The organism is Kocuria sp. KH4 (assembly GCF_053711175.1).
Window position 1 is genome coordinate 25402 of sequence record NZ_JBSJYX010000005.1, and the last position, 24398, is coordinate 49799.

General features: G+C 74.3%; 20 protein-coding genes. 12 read left to right on the forward strand and 8 right to left on the reverse strand.

All coding sequences use genetic code 11. The annotated features are described in order from the left end of the window. Positions 1-73 precede the first annotated feature (73 nt). Positions 74-1111 (forward strand): chitinase, encoded by a 1038-nt coding sequence (locus tag ACWCOM_RS05485; protein WP_454547728.1) that lies wholly within the window; start codon positions 74-76, stop codon positions 1109-1111. Here ACWCOM_RS05485 and ACWCOM_RS05490 read toward each other — a convergent pair. The 5 genes from ACWCOM_RS05490 to ACWCOM_RS05510 all read right to left on the reverse strand — a co-directional run bounded on the left by ACWCOM_RS05490 (position 1077) and on the right by ACWCOM_RS05510 (position 9327). Beyond that, complete coding sequence (locus ACWCOM_RS05490; RefSeq protein ID WP_454547729.1) at positions 1077-2324, reverse strand: acyltransferase family protein; 1248 nt, start codon at positions 2322-2324, stop codon at positions 1077-1079. The two genes, ACWCOM_RS05485 and ACWCOM_RS05490, sit on opposite strands and share 35 nt — an antisense overlap. After that, on the reverse strand, positions 2321-4678 hold the full coding sequence (locus ACWCOM_RS05495; RefSeq protein WP_454547730.1) for a bifunctional polysaccharide deacetylase/glycosyltransferase family 2 protein: 2358 nt from the start codon (positions 4676-4678) through the stop codon (positions 2321-2323). The genes ACWCOM_RS05490 and ACWCOM_RS05495 overlap by 4 nt, the downstream gene beginning before the upstream one ends. 471 nt (positions 4679-5149) lie before the next feature. Next, on the reverse strand, positions 5150-6319 hold the full coding sequence (locus ACWCOM_RS05500) for a CAP domain-containing protein (RefSeq protein WP_454547731.1): 1170 nt from the start codon (positions 6317-6319) through the stop codon (positions 5150-5152). Further along, entirely contained in the window at positions 6316-8193 is a 1878-nt protein-coding gene (locus tag ACWCOM_RS05505) for a GH25 family lysozyme (RefSeq protein ID WP_454547732.1), read from the reverse strand. The genes ACWCOM_RS05500 and ACWCOM_RS05505 overlap by 4 nt, the downstream gene beginning before the upstream one ends. 192 nt (positions 8194-8385) lie before the next feature. Continuing rightward, positions 8386-9327: a LysR family transcriptional regulator gene (locus tag ACWCOM_RS05510; protein WP_454547733.1), complete on the reverse strand. Its 942-nt coding sequence runs from the start codon at positions 9325-9327 to the stop codon at positions 8386-8388. An 86-nt stretch (positions 9328-9413) separates the two neighbouring features. Between ACWCOM_RS05510 and ACWCOM_RS05515 the strand changes: the two genes are divergently transcribed. The 5 genes from ACWCOM_RS05515 (at position 9414) to ACWCOM_RS05535 (ending at position 14465) form a co-directional block, all read left to right on the forward strand. After that, a complete protein-coding gene (locus ACWCOM_RS05515) occupies positions 9414-10886 on the forward strand; it encodes a CitMHS family transporter (RefSeq protein ID WP_454547734.1) in 1473 nt (490 codons plus the stop codon). Continuing rightward, entirely contained in the window at positions 10883-12226 is a 1344-nt protein-coding gene (locus ACWCOM_RS05520) for an acyclic terpene utilization AtuA family protein (protein WP_454547735.1), read from the forward strand. Before ACWCOM_RS05515 ends, ACWCOM_RS05520 begins: the two co-directional genes overlap by 4 nt. Beyond that, positions 12227-12556, forward strand: a complete 330-nt coding sequence (locus tag ACWCOM_RS05525; RefSeq protein WP_454547736.1) for an AtuA-related protein — start codon at positions 12227-12229, stop codon at positions 12554-12556. Between the two features lie 27 nt (positions 12557-12583). After that, positions 12584-13192: an arsenate reductase/protein-tyrosine-phosphatase family protein gene (locus tag ACWCOM_RS05530; RefSeq protein WP_454547737.1), complete on the forward strand. Its 609-nt coding sequence runs from the start codon at positions 12584-12586 to the stop codon at positions 13190-13192. Positions 13193-13286: 94 nt separating this feature from the next. Beyond that, positions 13287-14465, forward strand: a complete 1179-nt coding sequence (locus ACWCOM_RS05535) for a PP2C family protein-serine/threonine phosphatase (RefSeq protein ID WP_454547738.1) — start codon at positions 13287-13289, stop codon at positions 14463-14465. A gap of 14 nt (positions 14466-14479) precedes the next feature. Here the strand turns inward: ACWCOM_RS05535 and ACWCOM_RS05540 are convergent, their stop codons facing one another. Then, complete coding sequence (locus tag ACWCOM_RS05540) at positions 14480-14812, reverse strand: STAS domain-containing protein (RefSeq protein WP_454547739.1); 333 nt, start codon at positions 14810-14812, stop codon at positions 14480-14482. A gap of 179 nt (positions 14813-14991) precedes the next feature. On the opposite strand from ACWCOM_RS05540, the gene ACWCOM_RS05545 reads away from it, so the two are divergent. Further along, positions 14992-16944, forward strand: a complete 1953-nt coding sequence (locus ACWCOM_RS05545; RefSeq protein ID WP_454547740.1) for a glycosyltransferase — start codon at positions 14992-14994, stop codon at positions 16942-16944. Positions 16945-17014: 70 nt separating this feature from the next. Further along, positions 17015-18019: a glycoside hydrolase family 26 protein gene (locus ACWCOM_RS05550; RefSeq protein WP_454547741.1), complete on the forward strand. Its 1005-nt coding sequence runs from the start codon at positions 17015-17017 to the stop codon at positions 18017-18019. A gap of 16 nt (positions 18020-18035) precedes the next feature. On the opposite strand, the gene cls is transcribed toward ACWCOM_RS05550, so the two are convergent. Continuing rightward, on the reverse strand, positions 18036-19499 hold the full coding sequence (gene cls, locus ACWCOM_RS05555) for a cardiolipin synthase (RefSeq protein ID WP_454547742.1): 1464 nt from the start codon (positions 19497-19499) through the stop codon (positions 18036-18038). A gap of 233 nt (positions 19500-19732) precedes the next feature. Between cls and ACWCOM_RS05560 the strand changes: the two genes are divergently transcribed. The 4 genes from ACWCOM_RS05560 to ACWCOM_RS05575 are packed head-to-tail and all read left to right on the forward strand — an operon-like array spanning position 19733 to position 23317. Next, a complete protein-coding gene (locus ACWCOM_RS05560; protein ID WP_454547743.1) occupies positions 19733-21289 on the forward strand; it encodes a S8 family peptidase in 1557 nt (518 codons plus the stop codon). Beyond that, the gene (locus ACWCOM_RS05565; protein WP_454547744.1) at positions 21286-21699 is read left to right on the forward strand and encodes a hypothetical protein; all 414 of its coding nucleotides are present in this window, start codon (positions 21286-21288) and stop codon (positions 21697-21699) included. The genes ACWCOM_RS05560 and ACWCOM_RS05565 overlap by 4 nt, the downstream gene beginning before the upstream one ends. Positions 21700-21704: 5 nt before the next feature. Then, positions 21705-22862, forward strand: coding sequence for a M14 family metallopeptidase (locus ACWCOM_RS05570; protein ID WP_454547745.1), 1158 nt, complete (start codon positions 21705-21707; stop codon positions 22860-22862). After that, the gene (locus ACWCOM_RS05575) at positions 22859-23317 is read left to right on the forward strand and encodes an NAD(P)H-binding protein (protein ID WP_454547746.1); all 459 of its coding nucleotides are present in this window, start codon (positions 22859-22861) and stop codon (positions 23315-23317) included. Before ACWCOM_RS05570 ends, ACWCOM_RS05575 begins: the two co-directional genes overlap by 4 nt. A gap of 17 nt (positions 23318-23334) precedes the next feature. Here ACWCOM_RS05575 and ACWCOM_RS05580 read toward each other — a convergent pair whose 3' ends face one another. Continuing rightward, complete coding sequence (locus ACWCOM_RS05580; protein ID WP_454547747.1) at positions 23335-24246, reverse strand: phosphotransferase family protein; 912 nt, start codon at positions 24244-24246, stop codon at positions 23335-23337. Positions 24247-24398: the final 152 nt, after the last annotated feature.

Sequence of the window (24398 nt, forward strand, 5' to 3'; positions counted from 1 at the left end):
CAGCCCCTCGCCCTCCGGTGAGGGGCTGCGGCGTCGCCGGGACCGCCGTGCCGCAGAGGACGTCCCGCACCCCATGACCCGCTCCCGCGCCCGCCGCGTCCTGCCGTCCCTGGCCCTGGGCTCCGCGGCCGCCGCCGCCCTCACCGGCTGCGGCCCGGACCTGCCCGCGCCCTGGGCCGGGCCGTACGTCAACGTCACCGCCTACCCCTACTTCGACTTCGGCACCGCGGCCGCCGGGCAGTCGCACACCGTGCTGGGCTTCGTGGTCGCGGACCCGGAGGAGCCCTGCACGCCCTCCTGGGGCGGCTACTACGGCCTGGAGGAGGCCGGGACCACGCTGCGGATGGACGAGCAGATCGCCGCGCTGCGCGAGGCCGGCGGCGACGTGGTGGTCTCCTTCGGCGGCGCCGCCCGCGACGAGCCGGCCACCGCCTGCGCCGACCCGGACGCCCTCCTCGAGGCCTACCGGCAGGTGCTCGACCGGTACGACGTCGCGGTCGCCGACTTCGACGTGGAGCTGGACGACCTCGAGGACCCCGCGGCGAACCGGCGCCGGGCCGAGGCCGTGGCCCGGCTGCAGGAGGAGCGCTCCACGGACGACCCGCTGGAGGTGTGGGTGACCCTGCCGGTCTCGCCGGCGGGTCTGTCCGAGGACGGTGAGAACCTCGTGGCCCAGATGCTCGCCGCCGGGGTGGACCTGGCGGGGGTCAACGTCATGACCATGAACTACGGCGGAAGCCGGCCGTCCGGGCAGTCCGTGGTGGACGCCTCGGCGGAGGCGGCCCGGGCGGCGCACGCTCAGGTGCGGGAGCTGTGGGCGGGAGCGGGCCGGGAGCTGAGCGAGGAGGAGGCCTGGAGCCGGATCGGCCTCACCCCGATGATCGGGGTCAACGACGTCCCCGGGGAGGTCGTGGACCTGGCGGCCGCCGCGGAGCTCAACGCGTTCGCCCGCGAGCAGGGCGTCGGCCGGATCTCCTTCTGGTCGCTGAACCGGGACCGGTCCTGCACGGCCGAGCACGGCGACCCGGCCGAGGCGAACGACTTCTGCAGCGGCCTCGAGCAGGAGGCCGGGGAGTTCACCCGGGTCCTGGGCCGGGGCTTCGGGGACTGAGGCCCTCCGGGGGCACCGTCGCCCGGGCATCGCGCGGATACAGCCAGGACCGGCCGGAGAAGCTGGGGGCGCCCGCCGGGCGGACCGGCGCCGGCCCGGCCGCGGCGGCGGGGACCGGTGCCGGGTGCACCGGCCACAGCCGCGGGCGGCGTCCCGCGGCGAGGTCCTCCGCCCAGCCCACGGCGAGCACCACGGCGGCCAGCAGCGGCCAGACCAGCAGGAAGGACAGCCACGGGCTCTCCAGCAGCCCGGGCACGGCCGTGGCCAGCAGGTCGCTGCTCCAGAGCACGTCCACCAGGACCACGGTGACGACCAGCAGCAGGTTGTGCCACAGGTACACGGTCATCGCCCGGGCGTTGAGCAGGCGCACGGGCCCGTCCAGGAACCGCAGCGGCCGGGGCAGCTCCTGCCAGCTCGGGGAGACCCGCAGCAGCACGGCGCAGAAGCCGAAGGACCACAGCGCCTGGGCGAACGGGATCTCGTTGAGGTCCCACCCCGACTCGCCGAGGTGCCCGGCGGCCCACCACAGGCCCAGGCCCATCACCGCGGGACCGGCCGTCAGGACGACGCCGCGCGGGACCCGGCGCAGCAGCCCGTCCTGGTGGGCGAAGCCCAGGAGCCAGCAGGAGCCGTAGGTCAGGGCGTCCGTCACCGGCGCGTCGGCCCAGGAGGGCAGCGGCACCGCCCCGGAGGCCAGCAGCCCGCCCAGCGCCAGCGGGGCGAGCAGCACCGGCCAGGGCCGGGCGCGGAACGCCCGCAGCAGCACGGGGGAGAGGAGCATGAACCACACGTAGGTCCGCACGTACCAGAGGATCTCCCCGGCCTGCACCGGCCAGGTGGGGTCCACCGTCCCCGCCCCGGCGCTCTCCGGGAAGACCGGGTCGCCGAGCGGCAGGAACCACAGCAGCACCTGTCCCCAGGAGCCGTCCGCGCCGGGGGACCAGCCCTGCCCCACGAGCAGGGCCAGGACCGTGGCGGCGTAGACCCACAGCGGCACCAGCACCCGGCGGGCGCGGGAGCGGAGCACCCCGGCCGCCGGCCGGCGCAGGGAGCGCGCCATCAGGGCGCCGGCCAGGGCGAACATCACGCCCATCGCGGGGAACAGCAGGCTGAAGACGGCGCCCGCGAACGTGTGGTAGGCCACCACGCGGACCAGCGCGATCGAGCGCAGCAGGTCGAGGTAGCGGTCCCGGCCCGGCTCGGACCCGCTCATCGCGCCGGCCCTCCCGCGACGGGACCGGCGGGCTCCGCGGCGGGCGCCAGGTCGAGGACGGTGTTGGTGCGCTCGGGCTTGTACCAGCCGATCATCCGGCCCTTGAGGGCCTGCAGGACGGAGGCGTAGAGCAGGTAGGCCCGCAGGGGCTCGTAGATGACCCGGTAGACCGGGACGATGAGCAGGTGCGCCCAGGACTCGCCGACCATCCGGATGGCGATCACGCAGATGACCGCGTGGATGGCCAGCACGAACGCGGCGAAGGCGGCCAGCGGGACCCAGGTGCCGGCGGCGAGGTTGAGCACGGCCATCAGCACGGTCAGCGGCAGGAAGACCAGCGGCACCAGGGTGGCCAGGGCGGTGTAGGGCAGCGCCACCATGCCGAGGAACCCGTAGCGGGGCCGGAACAGCATCGCGGCGTGCTTCCACAGGGCCTGGAGGTTGCCGTAGGTCCAGCGCAGGCGCTGCTTGGCCAGTCCGCGCACGGTCATCGGGGCCTCGGTCCAGGCCACGGCCTGGTTCTCCTGCACGATGGCCCAGCCGTGCTGCTGCAGGGTCATGGTCAGGTCGGCGTCCTCGGCCAGCGTGTCGTGGGAGTAGCCGCCGGCGGCCTGCAGGGCCTCCCTGCGCCACGCCGCGCAGGCGCCGGGGACGATGGAGATCGCCCCGACCACGGACTCGGCCATCCGGGTCACGCAGATCCCGGAGATGTACTCCAGGGACTGCCACATGGTGAGGATCCCGGCGCGGTTGCCGACCTTCACGTGCCCGGCCACGGCCCCGACCGGCCGGCCCCGGTGCGGGGCGGTGAAGTGGCGGGCGAACATCCGGATGGTCTGCGGCTCGAAGAGGGTGTCCCCGTCCAGGGTCACGACGATCTCCCCGGTGGCGGCCATGATGCCGTGGTTGGAGGCCACGGACTTCCCCGCGTTGGGCTGGCTGATCACCCGCAGCGCCGGCCAGCTCGAGGCGGCCTCCTCCAGGACGGCCAGGGTGCCGTCGGTGGAGCCGTCGTCGACGGCGATGACCTCGACGTTCGGGTAGTCGCTGGCCCGCAGCGCGGCCAGCGTGCGGGCGACGACCGGCTCCTCGTTGAACACCGGCAGGATCACCGACACCAGCGGCAGCTCCTCCTCGGCGAGCTCCGGCCACTCGCGGCGCCGCTGGCGGCGGTGGCCGATCAGGGCCAGCACCACGTACAGGGCCGACATCAGGGTCAGGGAGGAGACGCCGAACCAGAACAGCCAGGTCATCACCACCTGGGGGGCCACCGTCAGCCCGGCCACGGCCAGGGCGGTGGCGTCGTCGGCCAGCACCGCGTCGGCGGACACCGGCTGGTAGTTCTCCGGGAGGACCGGGGCCAGGGTCGAGAAGGTGTAGCCCTCGGCCTTGGCCCGGGCGATGAGCTCCTTCAGGGCGGCCACGGTGGCGGTGCGGTCCCCGCCGCCGTCGTGCATGAGCACGATGTGGCCCCGGCCGTCGAGCGGGGGCAGCTCCACGGCCTCGCCCGGCGCGGCCGCCCAGTCGAGCGTGTCGTAGTCGAAGTCCACGTGCAGGTAGCCCAGCTGCTGCGCCTCGAGGATCGGCAGCGGCTTGTTGTCGGGGTCCCCGGTGGGCAGGCGGAACAGGTGCGTGGCGTAGTCGTCGACCGAGCGCATGGCGCGGTCGGTGCCGATGAGCTCCTCGCGGCTGCGCAGGTCGTCGTCCCACACGGTGGTGTGCGTCATGGTGTGGTTGCCCACCATGTGCCCCTCGCGGACCATCCGGCGGAACAGGTCGGGCTGGGCGACGACGTTGGTGCCGATGTTGAAGAACGTGGCCGGCACCCCCTCGGCCGAGAGCACGTCGAGGATCTCGGGCGTGAAGGTCGCGTCCGGGCCGTCGTCGAAGGTGATCATCAGCTGCTTGTCGGGCAGCGTCCCGAACCGCTCCATGACGTAGGGGCTGTCCCCGACGGTCTCGGCCTCCTCCGCGGTGAGCGTGCGCAGGGTCTCGTCGGTGAACGGATCCGTCAGCACCGTCTCGCCGGTGCGGTGGCCCACCAGGGCGATCCGGCTGAACGGGTTGGACGAGTCGCCCAGCAGCGGGATGTCCTCGGGGTCCCCGGTCGCCAGCAGCTCCTGGGCGTAGCCGGTCTCCTGGTGGGCGGGGCGGTCCCAGGTCTGGGCCAGGGCCTGGGGCACGAGCCAGGACACCGACCCCGCGGCCACGGCCACCAGCAGGAGGACCGTGGCGAGGATCCGGTACCAGCGCTTACCGCTGGGGTCGAAGAAGACCGGGGGCGCCGCGGTGCTGCCGGTCCGGTCCGCGCTCCGCCGGCGCGGCGGACGTCGATCGTCAGAGTCTCTGGTCACGGCACGCTCGTTCCCCCCGGATGGCGGTCCGCCCCCTCGGCGGACCGGCCGGCGCATCCCCCCGGATGAGCCGACCGCGTCAGCCTGCCAAGCCGCACCCCGGCAGTCACAAACGCGAACACGTCCGCACAGGAAAGCATTTGCATCGTTTTGCAACGAAATGCGGATGCAAATCCCCGGCGGGCCGCGGTTCTTTGTTACGACCCGGTAATTAATCTTCGGGAACGTCAACGGGGTGGGGGACGGGTCGGGGGCGATCCGTCCCCCGTTGTGCCCACGCCGGGAAGCCCGCATTCACAGGTTCGCCGTGGGGCGCGGCGTCAAACTTCGTCACGGACGTGAACTGTGCCACGCGCTCACCAGGGGCTCTTCGCCCCCGCCCGTCCCGGGTGCGCCCGACACGGAACGGCGGAGCGCCCGGCCGGGACGTCCGGCCGGGCGCTCTGCGCGGGTGCCCTGGTGGGCGAGGGGTCAGCGGGTGACCCAGTGGCGCTTGGTGACCGAGGACCAGTGGATGGTGTAGCCGTGGGAGAACCGCTGGCGGACCTCGGTGCCGTAGCGGTACTCGTCGGTGACCGGGTAGCCGTAGCCGCGCTCGGCGCCGGCGGCCTTCCACCGCTGGCCGATCGCCCCGCTCTCCTTGACGACCTTCGCGCCGGTCCTCGGGCTCCAGATCACCTTGTGCACCGCGGTGCCCTGGCGGAACATCTGGTACGCGCCGCCGCCGGTGAGCCCGGTGATCTCGCGGGTGGTGGGGTAGCCCAGGCCGTTCTCCCAGCGCTGGGCGGCGAACTTGCGGCCGATCGCGCCGTTGACGTGCACCGGCCAGGCCCCGGTGGCGGAGCTCCAGTAGAAGGTGTGGCCCTTGGCGAAGCCCTGCAGCGTGCCGCCGCCCACCAGGCCGCCGCGCTCGGGGCCGGTGGGGGCGCCGAACGCGGCCGCGCCGCCCAGGGCGTGGTACTGGCGCCCGATCGCGCCCCGCACGGAGTAGCCGGCGGAGCTGATCGGTGCGGTGCTGGGGGCGGGTGCGGGTGCGGGGGCCGCGCCCACGGAGGTGCGCGTGTCCGCCGGGGCCCGGCCCGCCGGGTAGCCGTAGGAGGCCACGGTGCCCACGAGCTTCCAGCCCTGCTTGTTGCCGGCCAGGGACCCGTCCACGTAGGTCAGGCCGATCCCGATCACCGTCATGTCGGGGTCGGTGAGCACCTTGTTGTGGGCGGTCGAGCCCTTCCACCAGGTCATGAGCTCGGCGACGGAGCGCTGCCAGGAGACCGCGTGGATCTCGCCGGCGTGGTTCCAGGCGCCGGCCCGCGGGTCCTTGAGGAAGGTGTCCGTGTGGTTGATGACCTCCTGGCGGGTCAGCCGGTCGGACTCGCCCTGGGCGATCCCGGAGACGGTGGCCGAGTACCTCACCGGCGCGAGGCCCTTGGCCCGGCGGTGGGCGTTGATGAGCTCCAGCAGCTTCTGGGCATCGGCCGTCCGGGTGCTCGCCGGCACCTGGACGATGTCCGAGGACGCCGCGCTCGCGGGGGCCGCCACCAGGATCCCGCCGGCAGGGACCGTCAGGGCGAGGGCCGCCGCGGTGAGGGCCAGCCGTCCGGGCGTGCGGGGGCGGGAGGGGGCGCGGTGCTTGGCGTGCTTCATCGGGTCACCCAGATTCTCTTCGTCACGGTGGAGTAGTGCACCGTGAAGTTCTTGGAGAACTTCTGGCGGATCTCGGTGCCGTAGTGGTATTCGTCGGTGGTCGGGTAGCCGTAGCCGCGCTCGGCGCCGGCGGCGATCCACTCGCGGCCGATCGCGCTGTTCTCCTTGAGCCAGTGGCTGCCGGAGGCGGGGCTCCACAGGATTCGGTAGACCGCGCTGCCGTTGCGGAACACCTGGTGGGCGCCGCCGTTGACCAGCCCGCCGACCTCGTCGTCGACCGGGTAGCCGAAGCCGCGCTCGGCGCCCCGGCGCTTCCAGACCCCGCCGATCCCGGTGTTCTCCCGGACCGCGTGGGTGCCGGTGGCCGGGCTCCAGAGGAGCCTGTTCACGGCCGTGCCCAGGCGGAACGTCTGGGCGGCGCCGCCGCCGGCGAGCCCGGTGACCTCCCGGCCCGTGGGGTAGCCGTAGCCGTTCTCCCAGCGGCCGGCGGCGAACGCGCGGCCGATGGCCCCGTTGAAGTTCACCGGCCAGGCCCCGGTCGGGGAGGACCAGTAGAAGGTGTGCTTCTTCGAGAAGCCCTGCAGCACGCCCCCGTTCACCAGGCCGCCGCGCTCGTTGCCGGTGGGGGTGCCGAAGACGGCGGACCCGCCCAGCGCCTGGTACTGGCGCCCGATCGCGCCCTTCACGGTGTACCCGGCCGGCTTGACCTCGGTGACGGGCCCGGAGGGGGCGCGGCCGCCGAGCGGCTTGTAGTAGCGGTTGCGCACGAGGTCCCGCAGCTGGGTCGCGGACCCGCGGTAGACGTTGGCGTCGATCTCCTCAGCGAAGCCCGCGTCGGTCCACTGCCAGAAGTCGTAGGCGGACCAGGCGCTGGGCACCCGGGGCGCCGTGGTCTCGTAGGCGGCGATGTGCATGGGGTGGTCGTTGAAGGCGCTGGTGTTGCCCGTGCAGTCCTGCCACCAGTAGTAGTTCGTGTAGATCGCCGGCAGCCGGCCGGTGCGGGCCTTGTACCGGTTGGAGAAGTCGCGGATCCAGCTGACCATCTCGGCCTGGCTGAAGTTGTAGCAGTGGTTGCCGTACAGCGAGGGGTACGGGTTGTCCTCCAGGTCCAGCAGGCCCGGCAGGGTGCGGCCGTCGGCGGACCAGCCGCCGCCGTTGGCGAGGAAGTACTCGGCCTGCTTCGCGCCGGAGGAGTCCCGGGTGGGGATCGCGAAGTGGTAGCCGCCGCGGTACATCCCCACCGCTCCGGCGCCGTCGTACTGTTGGCGGAACAGCCGGTTGGTGATGCTGTCCCCCTCGGAGGACTTCACGTAGGCGTAGCGGGAGCCCTGGTTGAACAGGCTCGTCCAGTTCAGGGAGGTCTGCCAGTTGGAGACGTCCGTGCCCCGGATCCCGGACGGCGCCCAGGACGCGGCGGCGCCCAGCGGACCGGCCGACGCGGCACCGCCGGCGGCCTCCCCGTCGGCCGAGCCGGCCGGATCGGAGGCGCCGGCGGTGCCGGACGGTGCGGGGTCGCCGGACCCGTCCTCGAGCTGCGCGGCGGTGCGGGCGGAGTTCGCGGCCAGCCGCTCGAAGTGCTCCGGGGACTTGGCCCACTGGCCCATCACGGCACCGCCGGAGAGGCTGCCCTCGGCGGGGCGGGTGCCGGCGAGCGCCGGGTCGGGGAGCACGCTCTCCCCGGTGGTGCCGTCCACCAGGGTGGAGACGATCTCGCCGTCGGACTCCACGACCTTGGAGACCAGGTTGCCCTGCTGCTCGGCCGAGAGGGTGGTGGGGGCGGCCTCTTCCGTGGCCGCGGAGGGGGTCAGTGTGCTGATGGCCAGCACCGCCGCCGTGAGGGCGGCGGGCAGCGTCAGTCGGGGGGGTGCTTTCACGCTGGGGTGCCTAACTCGCATGGATCGTTGGGGGAACGACTCGTGCAAGGCCATGGGGATGGGGGGAAGATCCTCTGGAGCCACGACGAGTATAAAGGCGCGTTTGCATAAATAATCAATAACGGCGCCGCGTGTTACACACCTTCCGGCACCCGGAGGTGCCGTCGGACGGGCGGCGGTCCCCGGCGGCGGTCAGCGGCCGCCGGGGCGGATCCAGCGCACCCCGGGCAGTTCCTGCGGATCCTCCTGCAGGTGCAGGTCGACGACGTCGAGCCACGCCCTGACGGCCGGGGAGAGCGGGCGGTCGCGGTGGCGGACCAGGGCGATGGTGCGGGAGCGCTCGGGGACCAGCGGCACGAAGTGCAGGCCGGCGAAGCGCATGAGGGGCAGGACGAAGCCCGGAACGGGAGCCACGCCCAGCCCGGAGGCGGCCAGGCCGGCCACGGCGGCGACGTTCTGGGCGCGCACGATCGTGGCGGGGGAGACGCCGGCGTCCCGCAGGGCCCGCAGGACCGCCTGCTGGATGCTCGAGGCGGAGCCGAACGCGATCAGGGGCTCGGCCTGCAGGTCGGTCCAGGCCACGCTCGGCGCCCCGGCGTGCGGGTGGGAGGGAGACACCGCCAGGAAGAAGCTGTCCTCCGCGAGGGGGCGGACGACGTAGTCCTCCCGGGCCTCGGGGTCGGTGGTGACGGCCAGGTCGGCCCGGCCGTCCTGCAGGTGCTGGGCGACCTGGTCGCTGAGATGGTCCTCGACGTGCAGGACCACCTCCGGGTGCAGCTGCTGGTAGCGCCGGATGACCGGGGGGAGCAGCGTGGCGGCCAGCGAGGGCAGCGTGGCGACCGTGACGCTGCCCCGTGTTCCCGCCAGGTAGCCCTCGATGTGCTGGAGCCCCGCGTCCACGTGCTCGATCACGCCGCGCGCGACCGCGGCGACCGCCTCGCCGTCAGGGGTGGGCAGCACCCGCCGGGTGCTGCGCTGGAACAGGGGGGTCCGGAGACGGCGCTCGGCCTCGAGGACCGTGCGGCTCAGGGAGGACTGGGCGACCCCCAGGCGCTCGGCGGCCAGGGTGAAGCTGAGCGTGTCCGCCACGGCCACGATGGCGCGGAGGTGGTGGACGCCCAGATTCATGCTCATGCCGCATGAGTCTATCGCCGGATGATGTTGGACTGCATAAAGTGAGCCGCCTCACACTGGGTGGAGCTCGAGGAAAGGAGCTCTTCATGCTCGCGTGGACAGGTTTTCTCACCATCGGGGTGATCCTGGCGCTGCTGCTCTCCAACCGGGTGGCGGCCGTCGTGGCGCTGGCCGGCGTGCCGATCGTCTTCGCCCTGGTCGCCGGGTTCTCCCCGGCCGAGATCGGTGAGTTCGTCGCGGACGGGCTGGGCGGGGTGGTCGGGGTCACCGTGATGTTCGTCTTCGCCATCACCTACTTCGGGGTGATGCGGGACGCCGGACTGTTCGACCCCGTCATCCGGCGCATCGTCCGGTGGGCCGGCAACGCCCCGGTCACCGTCTGCCTGGCCACCACGGCGCTGGCGATGGCCGCCCACCTGGACGGCGCCGGGGCCACGACCTTCCTCATCACCATCCCGGCCATGATCCCGCTGTTCGACCGGCTGGGCATGAGCCGGCTGACGCTGAGCGTGTGCGTGGGACTCGGCGCGGGCACCATGAACCTGCTCCCGTGGGGCGGGCCCACGGCCCGGGCCGCGGCGACCTCCGGAGTTCCGGCCAACGACCTGTGGGTGCCGCTGATCCCGGCCCAGCTCGCCGGCATCGTCGCGGCCCTGGCCATCGCCTGGTTCCTGGGGGCCCGGGAGTCCCGGCGGATCGGTCGCACGGGGACCTCGGCCCCGGACGGCGCACGCCGCGCAGCGGGCACCTCCACCGGGACCGACCGGACGCCGGAGGCGGACGGTCCGGCCGGAACGCCGACGGTCACCGCCGCCGGCGCCTCGAGCACACCGACCGCACCGGCGTCCGGGCAGGCCGCCACGGCGACCGGGCTCGCCGAGCGTCCCTCCGTCGATGAGCTGTCCGAGGAGGAGCGGTCCCTGCGCCGACCTCGCCTGCTGTGGTTCAACGCGGTGCTGACGGTCGCGGTGCTGGCGGCGCTGATCGCCGGCCTCGCCCCGCCCGAGCTGATCTTCCTGACCGGGGTCGTGGTGGCCCTGGTGGTCAACTATCCGGGTCTGAAGCGCCAGACCGCCCGCATCGAGGCGCACGCCACGGGGGCCATGCTCATGGCCACCACGCTGCTGGCCGCCGGGGCCTTCCTCGGGATCCTCGAGGGCTCCGGGATGATCACGGCGATGGCCGACGCGGCGACGTCGGTGATCCCCGCTTCGGCCGCTCCGGGACTGCCGGTGATCGCCGGGGTGCTCGGCGTGCCGCTGAGTCTGCTGTTCGGCCCCGACGCCTACTACTTCGGCGTCCTGCCGGTGCTCAGCGCCCTGGGTGAGCAGTACGGGGTGTCCGGGGTGGAGATCGCCCAGGCCTCCCTGCTCGGCCAGGAGACCGTCGGCTTCCCGATCAGCCCGCTGACCGGGTCGTTCTACCTCCTCGTGGGTCTGGCCGGGGTGGACATCGGCAAGCACATCCGCGCCCTGTTCGGCTGGGCCTGGCTGGTGAGCATCGTCATGCTCGCCGTGGCCCTCGTGACCGGGGCCGTCGCCCTGGGAGCCGCCGGATGAGCCGCACGATCCGGCTCGGCGCCGGTGCCGGCTTCGCCGGGGACCGCATCGACCCCGCCGCGGAGCTCGCCCGCTCGGCCGAGCTCGACTACCTGGTCTTCGAGGTCCTCGGCGAGCGCACCATCGCCGCCGCCAACGCCCGGCGCCTCACCGGCTCGGGCCAGGGGTACGACCCGCTGCTGCGCCGCCGGCTGGAGGCCACCCTCCCGGCCTGCCGGCGGCACGGCACCACGATCGTCACCAACGGCGGGGCGGCGGACCCGGTGGCCGCGGGCCTGCTCGCCGTCGACGTCGCCCGGGCGCACGGGCTCACCGGCACCCGGGTCGGCGTGGTCACCGGCGACGACGTGCTGGACGCCGTCCGCCGCGCGGACCCGGTGCTGTGGGAGACCGGCCGCCCGCTCTCGGCGGAGACAGCCGAGCTGGTCTCCGCCAACGCCTACCTCGGCGCGGCGCCCGTGGCCGAGGCGCTCGCGGAGGGCGCCGACGTGGTCGTCGCCGGACGGCTGGCCGACCCGGCCCTGTACCTGGGGCCGATCGCGCACGAGCACGGCTGGGACCTGGCCGGGGATCCGGCGCTGCTGGGGCAGGGCACCGTGGTGGGACACCTGCTGGAGTGCGCCGGGCAGCTCACCGGCGGCTACTTCGCCGACCCGCTCACCAAGCCGGTGGAGGGCCTCGCCCGGCTGGGCTTCCCGTTCGCCGACGTGGCCGACGACGGCGCGGCGGTGCTCGCCAAGCTCCCCGGGACCGGCGGGCTGCTGGACACCCGCACGGTCACCGAGCAGCTGCTGTACGAGGTGGGGGACCCCTCCGCCTACGTCACCCCGGACGTCGTCGCCGACTTCTCCGGGGTCACGCCGCGCCGGCTCGGCCCGGACCGCGTGCAGGTCACCGGCGGCGCCGGTGCGGCCCGGCCCGAGGAGCTCAAGGTCACCCTCGGCTTCCGCGGTGGCTGGCTGGGCGAGGGGCAGATCAGCTACGCCGGCCCCCGCGCGCGCGAACGGGCCGAGCTGGCCGCGGACATCGTCCGGACCCGCCTCGTCGACGTCCACGGACTCGTCCCGGACAGCGTGCTGGTCGAGCTGATCGGCGCCGGGGCCGCCTTCCGGGGGCTGGCCGGAGACCGGGACCCGGTGGAGGTCCGGCTGCGGGTGGCGGCCCGGGTCCCGGACCGGACCGCGGCCGAGGCCGTGGGCTGGGAGGTCGAGTCCCTGTACACGAACGGGCCCGCGGCCGGCGGCGGCGCCCGCCGCCACCTGCAGGAGGTGCTGGCGATCCGATCCTGCACCCTGCCCCGCGGTCTCGTCCGTCCGCGCGTGAGCATCGAGGAGGCCTGAATGAGCACCGTCGACGACTGCGCCGACGTCCGGACCGGGGACAAGGGGGACACCCTCATCCTCGCCGTCCGGGCCCGGGACGCGTCCGCCTACCACCTGCTCGAGGAGCGGCTGACGGCCGAGGCGGTGGCCGGCCATTACGCCCTCGCCCTGACGGGCCCGGTGGTCCGCCGGCTCCTGCCCGGGCTGCACGCCCTGGTGTTCACCCTCCCCGGGGCCCTCGGCGGCGGCGTCACCGGCTCGCCGGTGCTGGACGGCCACGGCAAGGCACTCAGCTACCACCTGCTCAGCATGCCGATCGGGGAGGAGCCGCTCCGCCGGATACGATGAACCGGACTCGCCCCCCGGAGGAGAACCATGCCCCCCACGCGCATCCTGACGGTCTGCACGGGCAACGTCTGCCGCTCGCCCATGGCGGCGGTGGAGCTCGACCACGGCCTCAACGGCGTCTCCCCGGGCGGGTTCACGGTGACCAGCGCCGGGATGCACGCGCTGGTGGACCAGGGCTTCGAGGAGCGGGTGGGCCGGCTGGCCCACGACCGCGGCCTCGACGCCGCCGCCGAGCACCGGGCCCGGCAGGTCACCCCCGAGATCCTGCGGGACGTGGACCTGGTGCTGGTCATGGCCCGGGAGCACACCCAGCTCGTGCTCCAGCAGTCGCCGCGGCTGCTCAAGCGGGTCTTCACCCTCCGGGAGTTCGCCCGGATCCTGCAGTACCTCTCCACCGACCCGGAGCTCGACGCCGCCGTCCCGGCCGACCGCGGTCAGCGCTGGGCGTGGCTGGTGCAGCAGGCGCCCCGGCTGCGCCAGCGCGTGCCGGTGCGCCACCCCGAGCGCAACGACGTGATCGACCCCTACCGCCAGGAGGACGCGGTGCTCCAGCAGATGGCGGAGGAGCTCTTCGAGGCCACCGACGCCGTGATCGCGTGGGAGCGCCGCTACGCCGAGCGGACACCGGCGGCGTGACCGGCGGCCCCGGCCGCGGGCGGCGATCCGGCGGTGCGTCACCGGGCGTCGCCGGACGGTGCCCCGGGCGCACCGGATCGGTAGCGTAGAGGGCATGACCATCGACGCGGAGACACCGGAGGAAGCGGCCCGGGTCCGGGCCCTGCACGCGCTGCACGTCCTCGACACCCCCCGGGAGGAGCGCTACGACCGGGTGGTGCGCATCGCCCAGCAGGTCTTCGGGGTGAAGGCGGCCGCGGTGAACCTGATCGACGCCGACCGGCAGTTCACCAAGGCCGAGGCCGGCCTGGACGGGCTGGTCCACGCCACGCGCACCGACTCGCTGTGCGCCCGCACCGTGGAGGCCGACGAGGTGCTGGTGGTGCCGGACGCCGTGATCGAGGAGCGGTTCCGGGGCAGCTCCTTCATCACGGACCCGGACCCGGTGCGGTTCTACGCCGGGCACCCGCTGCACGCCCCGGGCGGGGAGCCGGTGGGGTCGCTGTGCCTGGTGGACGACCACCCGCGGGAGCTGGACGAGCGGGAGCGGCGGCTGCTGGGCGAGCTGGCCGCGTGGGTGGAGCGCGAGCTGGCCGCGGCCCGGGAGATGGAGCGGGCCGAGCAGGTGCAGCAGATGCTGATGCCCCGCACCGCCCTCACCACCCCGGAGGTCCAGGTGGCCGGGCGGTGCCTGCCGGCCAGGTCGCTGGGCGGCGACTTCTACGACTGGATGCTGCGCGACGGCCAGCTGCAGCTCATGGTGGCCGACGTGATGGGCAAGGGCATCCCCGCGGCCCTGCTGGCGGCCTCGGCGCGCGCGGTGCTGCGCGGCACGTTCCAGTACAACGCCGCTCCCGAGGCGATGGCCCGCGCCGCCGGCGCGCTGACCCCGCTGCTGGAGGAGGCCGGGGCGTTCATCACCACGTTCATCGCCCGGCTGGACACCGGCAGCGGCGCCCTCGAGTACATCGACGCCGGGCACGGCCTGGCCCTGGTCCTGCGCCCCGACGGGACCTGGCGCCGGCTGGCCTCCTCCGGACCGCCCCTGGGCGTGCTGCCGGACTGGACCTGGGACCTGCACACCGATGCCCTGGCGCCGGGGGAGACCCTGCTGGTGGTCTCCGACGGGTTCCTGGACTTCTTCGCCGACCTCCACGAGGCCGTCGCCACCGCGGCGGCGCTGAACTCGCTGGCCGCGACCGCCGAGGAGCTCGTGGTGCTGTGCAACGACTACGCCGACTCCGCCGTGGCCGAGGACGACACGACCGTCCTGGCCCTGCGCCGGGTCGGCTGAGCCGGACCGGGGGCTCAGGCCTCGGGACAGGCGTCCCGGGGCGAGCCGTAGGGGGTGAGCACCCGGTCCATGCCGGTCAGCTTCAGCAGCATGCGCACCTGGTCGTTCACGGCGGCGATGCGCAGGTCGCCGCCGGCCTGCCGGGCCAGTTTGAGGCAGCCGACCAGGGCGCCGAGACCGGTGGAGTCCACGAACTCCACCCCCGCCATGTCGATCACCACGTGGTGGTGGCCCGCGCCGACCACCTCGGCCACCACCTCGCGCAGCCTCGGCGCCTGCACCATGTTCAGCCGGCCGGTGCCGGAGATCACGGCGCAGCCCCCTACGTGCTCCACGGTGAACTTCATGCGTGCTCCTCTCCTCCGGCGCTGCCCGCCCACGACACTGTGCTCCCAGTATCGAGCAGGCGGTCGCCGGCCGCACGCCGGGCCGAGCGGGCCGGGGTCGGCCCGTCCCGCCGCGCCGCGCACTAAGCTGGGTCTCCGCGGGCGGAGTTCCGTCCCGCAGGACACCCCCGGGAGATGATGTGCACCGTTTCTGGATTCGCCTGCTGGTCCTGCTGACCGTCCTCCTCGGCGTGAACTACGTGACGTGGCGCTGGCTGGAGTCGCTGAACTGGTCGGCGTGGTGGATCGCCGTGCCGCTGGTGGTGGCCGAGACCTACAGCCTGATCGACGTGATGCTGTTCGGCCTGACGATGTGGCGGATCAAGGAGCGCACGCCCCCGGAGGCCCCGCCCGGGATGACCGTGGACGTCTTCATCACCACCTACAACGAGCCGCTGGACATGGTCATGGACACCGCCCTGGCCGCCCAGCGCATCCGCTATCCCCACGCCACGTGGATCCTCGACGACGGGGCGCGCGAGGAGCTGCGGGAGCTGGCCGAGTCCCACGGCATCGGCTACCTCACCCGCAGCGCGGACTGGGCGGACCGGCCCCGCCACGCGAAGGCGGGCAACCTCAACAACGCCCTGATGCTCACCCAGGGCGAGTTCATGCTCATCCTCGACGCCGACCAGATCCCGAAGCCGGAGATCCTCGACCGGACCCTGGGCTACTTCAACAACCGCAAGGTCAGCCTGGTCCAGACCCCGCAGTGGTTCGTCAACGTCCCCGAGGACGACCCGCTGGGCAGCCAGGCGCCCCTGTTCTACGGTCCGCTCCAGCAGGGCAAGGACGGCTGGAACGCGGCCTTCTTCTGCGGCTCCAACGCGATCCTGCGCCGCGAGGCGCTGATGCAGCTGGGCCTGGTCGGCTACGTGCAGGAGGTCGAGCGCAACATCCGCACCGCGCTCAAGGGTTCGCGCTCCGCGGTGCGCAAGGCGCGCCGGTCCGCGCAGGCGTCCGACCCGATGGTCGGCCGCCTGCTCGACGAGGTGGAGCAGGCCACCAACCGGGCCCGCGCGGAGCTGAAGTCCGGGCGCTCCTACAGCGAGATCACCTACGACCTGCGGCGCACGGTGGACCGGGCCGTCCAGGAGCTCGTGTCCGCGGACGTCTCCGCGCTCCAGGCGGACCTGGCGGAGATCGCCGCGATGGGGCTGGACGGCAGCCACGGGCACCTCACCCCGGAGGAGGTCGAGGTCGCCGTCGAGCAGCTCTCGTCCCGGGAGTGGTCCCCGCTCGGGGCGCTGGAGTCCGTGCAGGCGGTGCTCGACGCCATCTCCGTGGAGCGCGGGGACGAGGCGCAGCCGGTCATGCCGCTGGCGACGATCTCGGTGACCGAGGACATGGCCACCTCCATGCGCATGCACGCTCTGGGCTGGCGCAGCGTCTACCACCACGAGATCCTGGCGCTGGGCCTGGCCCCGGAGGACCTCAAGACCATGCTGACGCAGCGCCTGCGCTGGGCGCAGGGCACCATCCAGGTGCTGCTGCGGGAGAACCCGCTGTCCAAGCGGGGCATGAAGTGGACCCAGCGCCTGATGTACTTCGCCACCATGTGGAGCTACCTGTCCGGCTTCACCGCGGTGATCTACATCGCGGCGCCGATCATCTACCTGCTGTTCGGCGTGCTGCCCGTGGACAGCCTCAGCACGGAGTTCTTCATCCGGTTCATCCCGTTCATGCTCATCAACCAGGTGCTCTTCGCGGTGGCCGGGCGGGGCGCCAAGACCTGGCGGGGACAGCAGTACAGCCTGGCCATGTTCCCCACCTGGATCAAGGCCTGCACCACCGCCGCGCGCAACGTGTGGTTCGGCCGCCCCCTCGGCTTCGCCGTCACCCCGAAGGTGAAGGAGGGCAACAGCCGGGACTGGCACCTGATCCGGCCCCAGCTGATCGCCATGGGCCTGCTCGCCGCGGCGGCGGTGGTCGGCATCGCGCGCCTGGCCCTGGGGCTGAACGAGCCGATCGGCACGCTGGTCAACGTCGCCTGGGTGGTGTTCGACCTCGTGCTGCTGAGCGTGCTCATCAAGGCCGTGCGCTACGACGGCTTCGCCCCGCAGGAGGAGCCGGCGCGGAGCGAGGCCCGCTGATGCCGCCGCGTCACCGGAACAGGCCGGGGCCGCGGCGGCAGGACCCGGCAGGAGACAGGCACGGACCACCATGGACATCCACCCACCGGACCGGCGCTGCGTGCTCACGGCCGCGCTCACGGCGCTCCTCGTGACGGCCTGCGCGGACCGGACCACCGTCGAGAGCCTGCCGCCCCACCACCGCGTCCGCCCGCTGGAGCACGGGGTCTTCCTGCCGCACGGGCCCCAGGACGGACCGGCCTTCACCGCCATGACCGGTGCCGCGCCCCGGTGGATGCTGCTCTTCCGGGACTGGTCCCACGAGACGCCGCCGCTGGACGCCCTCGACGCCGTGCGGGCCCAGGGCGCCGTCCCCGTCCTGACCTGGGAGCCCTGGTACGCCCCGCCCGAGGGCGCGGCGCCCGCGGACGGGACGCGGCAGCCGGCCTTCGCCCTGTCCCGGTTCGCCGCGGGGGACCACGACCACCGCATCAGCACCTGGGCGCAGGCCCTGGCCGCGTGGGGCCACGACGTCGTCCTGCGCTTCGCGCACGAGATGAACGGCACCTGGTACCCGTGGGCGGCCGGCGTCCAGGGCAACACCGCCGAGCAGTACGTCCGGGCCTGGCGCCACGTCCACGGCATGTTTACCGCCGCCGGGGCCGACAACGTGCGCTGGTGCTGGGCGCCCAACGTCCCGGCCCCCTCCGCGGACGCGGGCGGCGCACGGCTCGCCGACTGCTTCCCCGGCCCGGACGTGGTCGACGTCCTCGGCCTCGACGGCTACAACTGGGGGCCCGAAGAGCCCCCGCTGTCCTGGACCACCCCCGAGGAGCTCCTCGGCCCCGGTCTGGCGGAGCTGCGCGGCCTGGGCACCCGGCTGCCGGTCGTGGTCACGGAGACGGCGTCCGCCGAGGGACGGGCGCCCGGGCAGTCCAAGGCCGAGTGGATCACCGGGCTCTTCGACTACCTCGTCCGGCAGGGCGACGTCCGTGCCGTCATCTGGTTCCACGAGCGCAAGGAGCGCGACTGGCGCGTCGACTCCTCCGCCGCCGCCCGGAGCGCGTACCGCCGCGCCGTGGCGGGCCTGCGCTGAGCCGCGGCGGCCCGGGTCACATCAGGGCGGAGACCAGCCGGCACACGTTGTCGAGGTAGCGGTGGTGCCAGGGCTGGCCCCGCCACTCCTGCAGGGTCAGCTCCCGGCTGATCGCCCGGTACCGCGCGTCGTTGGCCTGCAGCCGGGCCACCAGGTCCCCGCCGAAGGCCAGCAGCATCACCTCGTAGTCCAGGGCGAAGGACCGGAAGTCCAGGTTGGAGGATCCGATCATGGCCACGGTGTCGTCGACGGTGAGGTACTTCGCGTGCAGCACCGCCGGGGCGGGGTAGAGGTGGATGTGCACCCCGGCCTCCAGCAGGGCGCGGTAGTAGGAGCGCTGGGCGTGGCCGACGAGGAACTGGTCGGCCTCCGCGCCGACGAACAGGTCGATCCGCACGCCGCGGTAGGCGGCGGTGGTGATGGCGGCCAGCAGCGACTCGTCGGGCACGAAGTACGGGCTGGTGAGCGAGATCGTCTCGGTGGCCTGGTGCACCAGCGCGGTGAAGACCCGGAGGTTCGGCTCGGAGGGGAACCCCGGCCCCGAGGGGATCAGCTGCATCGCGTGGGCCGGCCCGCCGGGCACCAGGGACGGCGCGTCCACGACGTGCTGGGCGGGCGTCAGCCGCTGCCCGGTCTCCAGGTACCAGTCCGTGGCGAAGACCGCCTCGACCGCCCGCACGATCTCGCCGCGCACCTGGAGGGTCAGGTCGTTCCACCGCCGCCCGGCGCGGGCGTTGCGGGCGCTGCCGTAGGCCGGGTCGATCATGTTGTGCGAGCCGAGGAAGGCCACCTCGCCGTCGACGACCAGCAGCTTGCGGTGGTTGCGCAGGTCCGGGCGCCGCCACCGGCCGCGCAGGGGGGCGATCGGCATCATGAGGTGCCAGTCGATGCCCGCGTCCGTGAGCCGGCGGCGGAACGCCCGCCAGCCCGGGTACCTCCGTGACCCGAGGTGGTCCATGAGCAGCCGCACCCGCACGCCGCGGCGCACGGCCTGGGCCAGGGCGGTGAAGAACGGGTCGGTGGTCCCGTCCCAGGCCATGATGTAGAACTCCACGTGCACGTAGGTCCGCGCGCCCGCGACCGCCTCGGCCATGGCGGCGTAGGTCTGCGGCGCGTCGTCGAGCAGCCCCTCGTCGGTCCCGGTGACGCACGGCATCCCCGAGAGCCGGCGGGTCATCCGCAGCACCGACGCCAGCTCGGGGGACGGGTCCGCCCCCGGCGGCACCGTGGGCCGGTGCCCGGTGTGCTCGGCCAGCAGCCGGTTGACCCGGGTCTGCACCTCGTGCCGGCGCCCGCGCAGGTACGGGCTGCCGATCAGCCAGTACAGCGGGAAGCCCACGACCGGCACGAAGAGGATCAGCAGCAGCCACGCCGAGGACGAGGAGGGGCGGCGGTTCTCCGGCACGGTGCCGACGGCCACCAGCTTGAGCCCGTACTCCACGACCACCAGCGCCACGGCCACCAGCTGAGCCCACTCCACGGAACACGCCTTCCCCGCGGCGCCGGGCGCGCCGCTGTCATGGCAGTCTCGCGTGCTCCGCGCCGGGGCGCCAGCCGGCCGGTGCGGGCGGACTGTGACGCCGCACCGGGTGCGGCCGCGGCCCCGGAGTGGTTAGGTGGGTGCCACGACGACGCGCGCGCGACGTCGGCGGCGGGACGGCCACGACCGGCGCCGCCGCCCGGCCCGAGGGCCGGCATCCCGGGAGGAGCGCGATGGAACGCAGCTACTACCAGCGCGGTCGGCTGAGGACCGTGGAGCAGATCGAGGACGTCGCCCCGGTGCAGTCCTCCGCCGCGGGAGTCCGGTGGGAGGCGCTGGGCCCGGAGGTCGACCCCGCCGCCCTCGCGATGCCGGCGGACTCCCTCGAGGCGTTCCACCGGGCCGGCTGGGTCTTCGTGCGCCCCACGACCGGCACGTCCCGTCTCCTCGCGCAGCCGCCGGCGGACGGGCCAGCCCCGGCGGCCGGGGTGCTGGTCCGGCGCCGGGACGGCCGCTACGGGATCGTCACCCGCCGCCTGGTGGTGCAGCTGCGGGAGGAGATCCCCGAGGAGGACGCCGCCGCGGTCCTGGCGGAGCTGGAGCTGGCCGAGGTCGGGCGGCTGGGCTTCGCCCCGAACCTCTTCGAGGTGGACGCCACGGCCCACCCGGACGCCCTCGACGCCTCCGTGGCGCTGCACGACGACCCCCGGGTCAGCCTCGCCGAGCCCAGCTTCCAGGAGCACGTCCCCGGGCGGGCCGCCCCGGCCGATCCCCGCTACCGGGAGCAGTGGCAGTGGTCGAACACCGGCCAGACCGGCGGCACACCGGGCGCGGACGTCGCCGCGGAGGCCTCCTGGGAGCGCACCCGCGGGGCCGGCGTGCGGGTGGCCGTGATCGACAACGGCTTCCTGGCCACCCACGAGGACCTGCGGGACGGGGTGCTGGGCACGTCCGGGCATTTCACCGACCCCAGTCCGGGACCCGGCGGGAGGCCGCGGTTCGTGCCCGGCACGGCCGGCATGCCGTCCGGCGACCACGGGACGTTCTGCGCCGGGATGGTCGGCGCCCGGCAGGGCAACGGCCGGGGCGGCTCCGGGGCCGCCCCGGAGTGCGGGCTGGTGCTGCTGGCGTGCCTGCCCGACCAGGTCGGCGACCAGACGACCCTCGCGCGGGCGGTGGCCTGCGCGGCCGACCCGTCCTCGGAGGTCCCCGGGGCCGATCCGCGGTCCGGGGCCGACATCCTGGTCTGCAGCCTGGGCCCCAACGACGCCGCGTGGGAGCTGGCGACCGTGCTGGACCTGGCGCTGGCCGCCGCCGCGCGCGGGGGCCGCGGCGAGGCGGGCATGGCGGTCTTCTGGGCGGCCAGCAACGGGCGCAACGTCGACGTGCTCCTGGACGAGGTGGTCTCCCACCCGGACGTGGTGGCCGTGGTGCGCTCCACCCACGACGACCTCGAGGACCAGGCGGCCCGGGGACCGGAGGTCGAGCTGATCGCGCCCGGCGTGGACGTGCTGAGCACCGGCGGCGACGGCGGCTACCGGGTGGCCACCGGCACGAGCTTCGCGGCCCCGTGCGCGGCGGGCTGCGCGGCCCTGGCGCTGGCGGTCAACCCGGGTCTCACCGGGGCGCAGCTGCGGGCGGTCCTGCGGGAGTCCGCGGCGAAGATCGGCGGCGTCCCCTACGACGACGCCGGGCACGACGACGACTACGGCTACGGGCGGGTCAGCGCCGCGGCCGCCGTGCAGGCGGCCGAGGCCCTGCTCCCTGCGCCGGCGAGGGAGATGTCATGAGCGAGGACGTTCCGGGCGGCGGCGCCGCACTGCCGGCCCTGATCCACGTGGAGGTGCACGGCGCCGAGCTGGGCGAGCTGCGCGCCTTCGCCCGGGAGACCGGGGCGGACCTGGGCTGCCGCGCCGTCCCGCGGCCGGAGGCCGGGGGTTGGGTGGTGGACGCCTACCTGCCGCAGGACCGGCTCGAGGCCGCCCGCGGCACCCGTTCCGGCGCCCGGGTGCGGGTGGAGGTCCGGGAGGACGCCACCGCCGTGGGCCGGCAGCGCCAGGCCGAGGTCGGCACCGGCAACCGGTTCCTCCTCGGCGGCTCCGCACTGCAGGAGGCCGCACGAGAGGACGCCGCACCGGGACGGGCCACCGTGCCCGGCACACGGCTGGTCCCCGTGCGGGGCCTGGGGGGAAAGGGCTGATCGCCATGAGCTACCTCAACGTCGACGAGATCGAGACGGCCCTGCAGTCCCTGGCCGCCGAGTACCCCGCCCTCACGGAGCTCATCGAGCTGCCGCACCGCACCCACGAGGGCCGGCTCGTCCGGTGCCTGCGCCTCGGGGCGGACCCGCAGCGCCCCGGGGTGCTGCTGCTGGGCGGGGTGCACGCCCGGGAGTGGGTGCCGCCGGACGCGCTCGTGTCCCTGGCCGCGGACCTGCTGGAGGCCGCCGCCCGCGGCACGGGCCTGGTGTACGGGGACCACCGGGTGCCCGCCGAGCAGGTCCAGCAGGTGCTGCGGGGCACCACCCTCTACGTCGTGGCGTGCGTCAACCCGGACGGGCGCCACCACAGCCAGACCGCCGAGCCCCTGTGGCGCAAGAACCGCCGCCCGCACCCGGCCGGCGGCCTCTGCACCGGGGTGGACGTCAACCGCAACTTCGACTTCCTCTGGGACCACACCGCGGCGTTCCACCCCGACGCGGACGTGGCCACCTCCGCCGACCCCTGCGACCCCCGCCAGGTCTACCGCGGCCCCGCGGCGGCCTCGGAGCCGGAGACCCGCAACGTGGTGCATCTGCTGGACACCGTCCCGGGGATCCGCTGGCAGGTGGACGTGCACAGCTACGTGCCGGTGATCCTGCACAACTGGGGCAGCGACGAGCACCAGTCCGCGGACCCCGGGCAGAGCTTCCGCAACCCCGCCTACGACGCGCTGCGCGGGATCCCCGGCGACACCGCCTACCGCGAGTACCTCCCGGCCGCGGACCTGGAGGCGGAGCTGGCCCTCGGGGCGGTGATGAGCGAGGCGATCCGGCAGGTGCGGGGGGACGTGTACCCGGTGGTGCCGGCCTTCGGCGGGCTCTACCCCACCTCCGGGGCCGGCGACGACTACGCCTACAGCCGGCACTTCGCCGACCCGTCCCGCACCCGGGTGCTGGGCTTCACCATCGAGTGCGCCCACAGCTTCCAGCCGCCCTGGGCCGAGGCCGAGCACGTCGTCCGGGAGGTCTCCGCGGGCCTGCTGGCCCTCGCCGCCGCCGTCGCCGACCCGGCCGCCGCGGAGGACCGCAGCGTCCGGGACCGCAGCGCCCGGGACCGCGGTGCGGGGAACCGTGCGGCCGCGCGGCGGGAGGGCCCGGCGTGAGCCTCGTGGTCACCACGCCCACCGGCCACGTCGGCTCCCGGGTGGTGCAGCTGCTGCTGCAGGCCGGGGCCCGGCCCACGCTCCTGGTCCGGGACGCCGCCCGGCTGGACCCCGCGGTGCGGGCGCGCTGCACGGTGGTGGAGGGGGACCAGGGCGACGTCGAGGCGGTGCTCCGGGCCACGGCCGGCGCCGAGGCCCTGTACTGGGTGGACCCGCCGAGCCTCGACGACGACCCGGTGGCCGGCCACGCCCGCTTCGGCACGGCGGCCGAGGCCGAGGTCGCCGCGGCGCTGCGGGGCCTGGGCCTCACCGACGCCCAGGTGGAGGGGGTGCTGGGCATGTCCCGCGGGCAGCGCGGCTTCGTCCCCGAGAACCCCCGGGACGTCCTCACGACGACGCCGACCCGGCTCGGCGCGTGGGCCTCCACGGTGCTGCGCCCGGCCCTGGAGGGGTGACCCGGGCGGCTCCGGAGTCACGGCCGCGGGGAGCGGCAGCGGTCGAAGGTCTCCCGCGCCACCGACCAGGTGGTCTTGCCGACCGCGAAGTGGTCGGTGAGCATGTACACCCCGACCCAGCGCTGGTAGGTCCACGCCCGGTCCAGGAACCCGGGGTCCTTCGGCCCGGTGTAGCGCTCGTAGACCGCGCCGACGAAGGCCTCGCCGTACTCGTGCAGCTCGGCGAAGTCCACCGCCGGGTCCCCGAGGCACATGTCGCTGAAGTCGATGACCCCCAGCCGGCCGGCGGCCCCGTCCCAGAGCAGGTGCCGGCTGTAGACGTCGTTGTGGGTGAACACCGACGGCAGGTCGGCGGCCAGCAGCTCGTCGACGTCGGCGAGGACGAACTCCACCTCGGCCAGCTCCGCCGGGGTCAGCACGGCCGGCAGGTGGGCCGCCGCCCCCGCGCGGATCTCCTGCTGGTCCTCGGCCAGGCAGGACGGCGGCACCCGCTCCAGCGGCGTCCCGGCGATCGGGGCGGTGTGCAGGGCGGAGAGGAAGCCCGCCAGCTGCCCGATCAGCGTTCCCCGCTGGGCGGCCGGCAGGGCGGCCAGCAGCTGCGGCGTCAGCGCCCGGCCCGGCACGAGGGGATAGCCGGCGAACGAGCCGTTGGGCGCCACCCGGTCGTAGCGCGGGATCCGCACCGGCGGCTGGGCGCCGGGCCCCCGGCTCGCACGGCCGGCGGCACGTTCGGCGAGATGTCCGGCGAGATGCTCCAGGACCGCGATCTCCCGGCCGAGCCCGTCCGCGTAGGGCGGCTCGAGCGGGAAGCGGAACACCCGGGCGTCGTCGAGGACGACGACGACGTGGTCCCAGCCCTCCGTGATGCGCCGGGCCCGGGACCAGCGCAGCTCCGGAAAGGCGGCGGCGATCCGGTCCAGCTCGTCCATGGCAGTTCCTCCGCGGGGCCGGCACCTCGCCGGCTGAGCCCAGCATAGGACCGCGACCGGACGCCGCGGCACCGGGGTGAATCCGCTTCAGGCGGAGCCGCTCAGGGCGGAGCCGCGCACAGCAGATCCGGGTTCCGCCCGCTGCCGGGCGG

What these genes read in the sequence shown, in the direction of transcription:
- ACWCOM_RS05490 (WP_454547729.1), bottom strand. Translation starts at nt 2,324, where the DNA reads ATGAGCGGGTCCGAGCCGGGCCGGGACCGCTACCTCGACCTGCTGCGC.
- ACWCOM_RS05510 (WP_454547733.1), bottom strand. Translation starts at nt 9,327, where the DNA reads ATGAGCATGAATCTGGGCGTCCACCACCTCCGCGCCATCGTGGCCGTG.
- ACWCOM_RS05535 (WP_454547738.1), top strand. Translation starts at nt 13,287, where the DNA reads ATGACCATCGACGCGGAGACACCGGAGGAAGCGGCCCGGGTCCGGGCC.
- ACWCOM_RS05570 (WP_454547745.1), top strand. Translation starts at nt 21,705, where the DNA reads ATGAGCTACCTCAACGTCGACGAGATCGAGACGGCCCTGCAGTCCCTG.
- ACWCOM_RS05530 (WP_454547737.1), top strand. Translation starts at nt 12,584, where the DNA reads ATGCCCCCCACGCGCATCCTGACGGTCTGCACGGGCAACGTCTGCCGC.
- ACWCOM_RS05580 (WP_454547747.1), bottom strand. Translation starts at nt 24,246, where the DNA reads ATGGACGAGCTGGACCGGATCGCCGCCGCCTTTCCGGAGCTGCGCTGG.
- ACWCOM_RS05540 (WP_454547739.1), bottom strand. Translation starts at nt 14,812, where the DNA reads ATGAAGTTCACCGTGGAGCACGTAGGGGGCTGCGCCGTGATCTCCGGC.
- ACWCOM_RS05520 (WP_454547735.1), top strand. Translation starts at nt 10,883, where the DNA reads ATGAGCCGCACGATCCGGCTCGGCGCCGGTGCCGGCTTCGCCGGGGAC.
- ACWCOM_RS05565 (WP_454547744.1), top strand. Translation starts at nt 21,286, where the DNA reads ATGAGCGAGGACGTTCCGGGCGGCGGCGCCGCACTGCCGGCCCTGATC.
- ACWCOM_RS05560 (WP_454547743.1), top strand. Translation starts at nt 19,733, where the DNA reads ATGGAACGCAGCTACTACCAGCGCGGTCGGCTGAGGACCGTGGAGCAG.
- ACWCOM_RS05485 (WP_454547728.1), top strand. Translation starts at nt 74, where the DNA reads ATGACCCGCTCCCGCGCCCGCCGCGTCCTGCCGTCCCTGGCCCTGGGC.
- ACWCOM_RS05550 (WP_454547741.1), top strand. Translation starts at nt 17,015, where the DNA reads ATGGACATCCACCCACCGGACCGGCGCTGCGTGCTCACGGCCGCGCTC.
- ACWCOM_RS05515 (WP_454547734.1), top strand. Translation starts at nt 9,414, where the DNA reads ATGCTCGCGTGGACAGGTTTTCTCACCATCGGGGTGATCCTGGCGCTG.
- ACWCOM_RS05500 (WP_454547731.1), bottom strand. Translation starts at nt 6,319, where the DNA reads ATGAAGCACGCCAAGCACCGCGCCCCCTCCCGCCCCCGCACGCCCGGA.
- ACWCOM_RS05525 (WP_454547736.1), top strand. Translation starts at nt 12,227, where the DNA reads ATGAGCACCGTCGACGACTGCGCCGACGTCCGGACCGGGGACAAGGGG.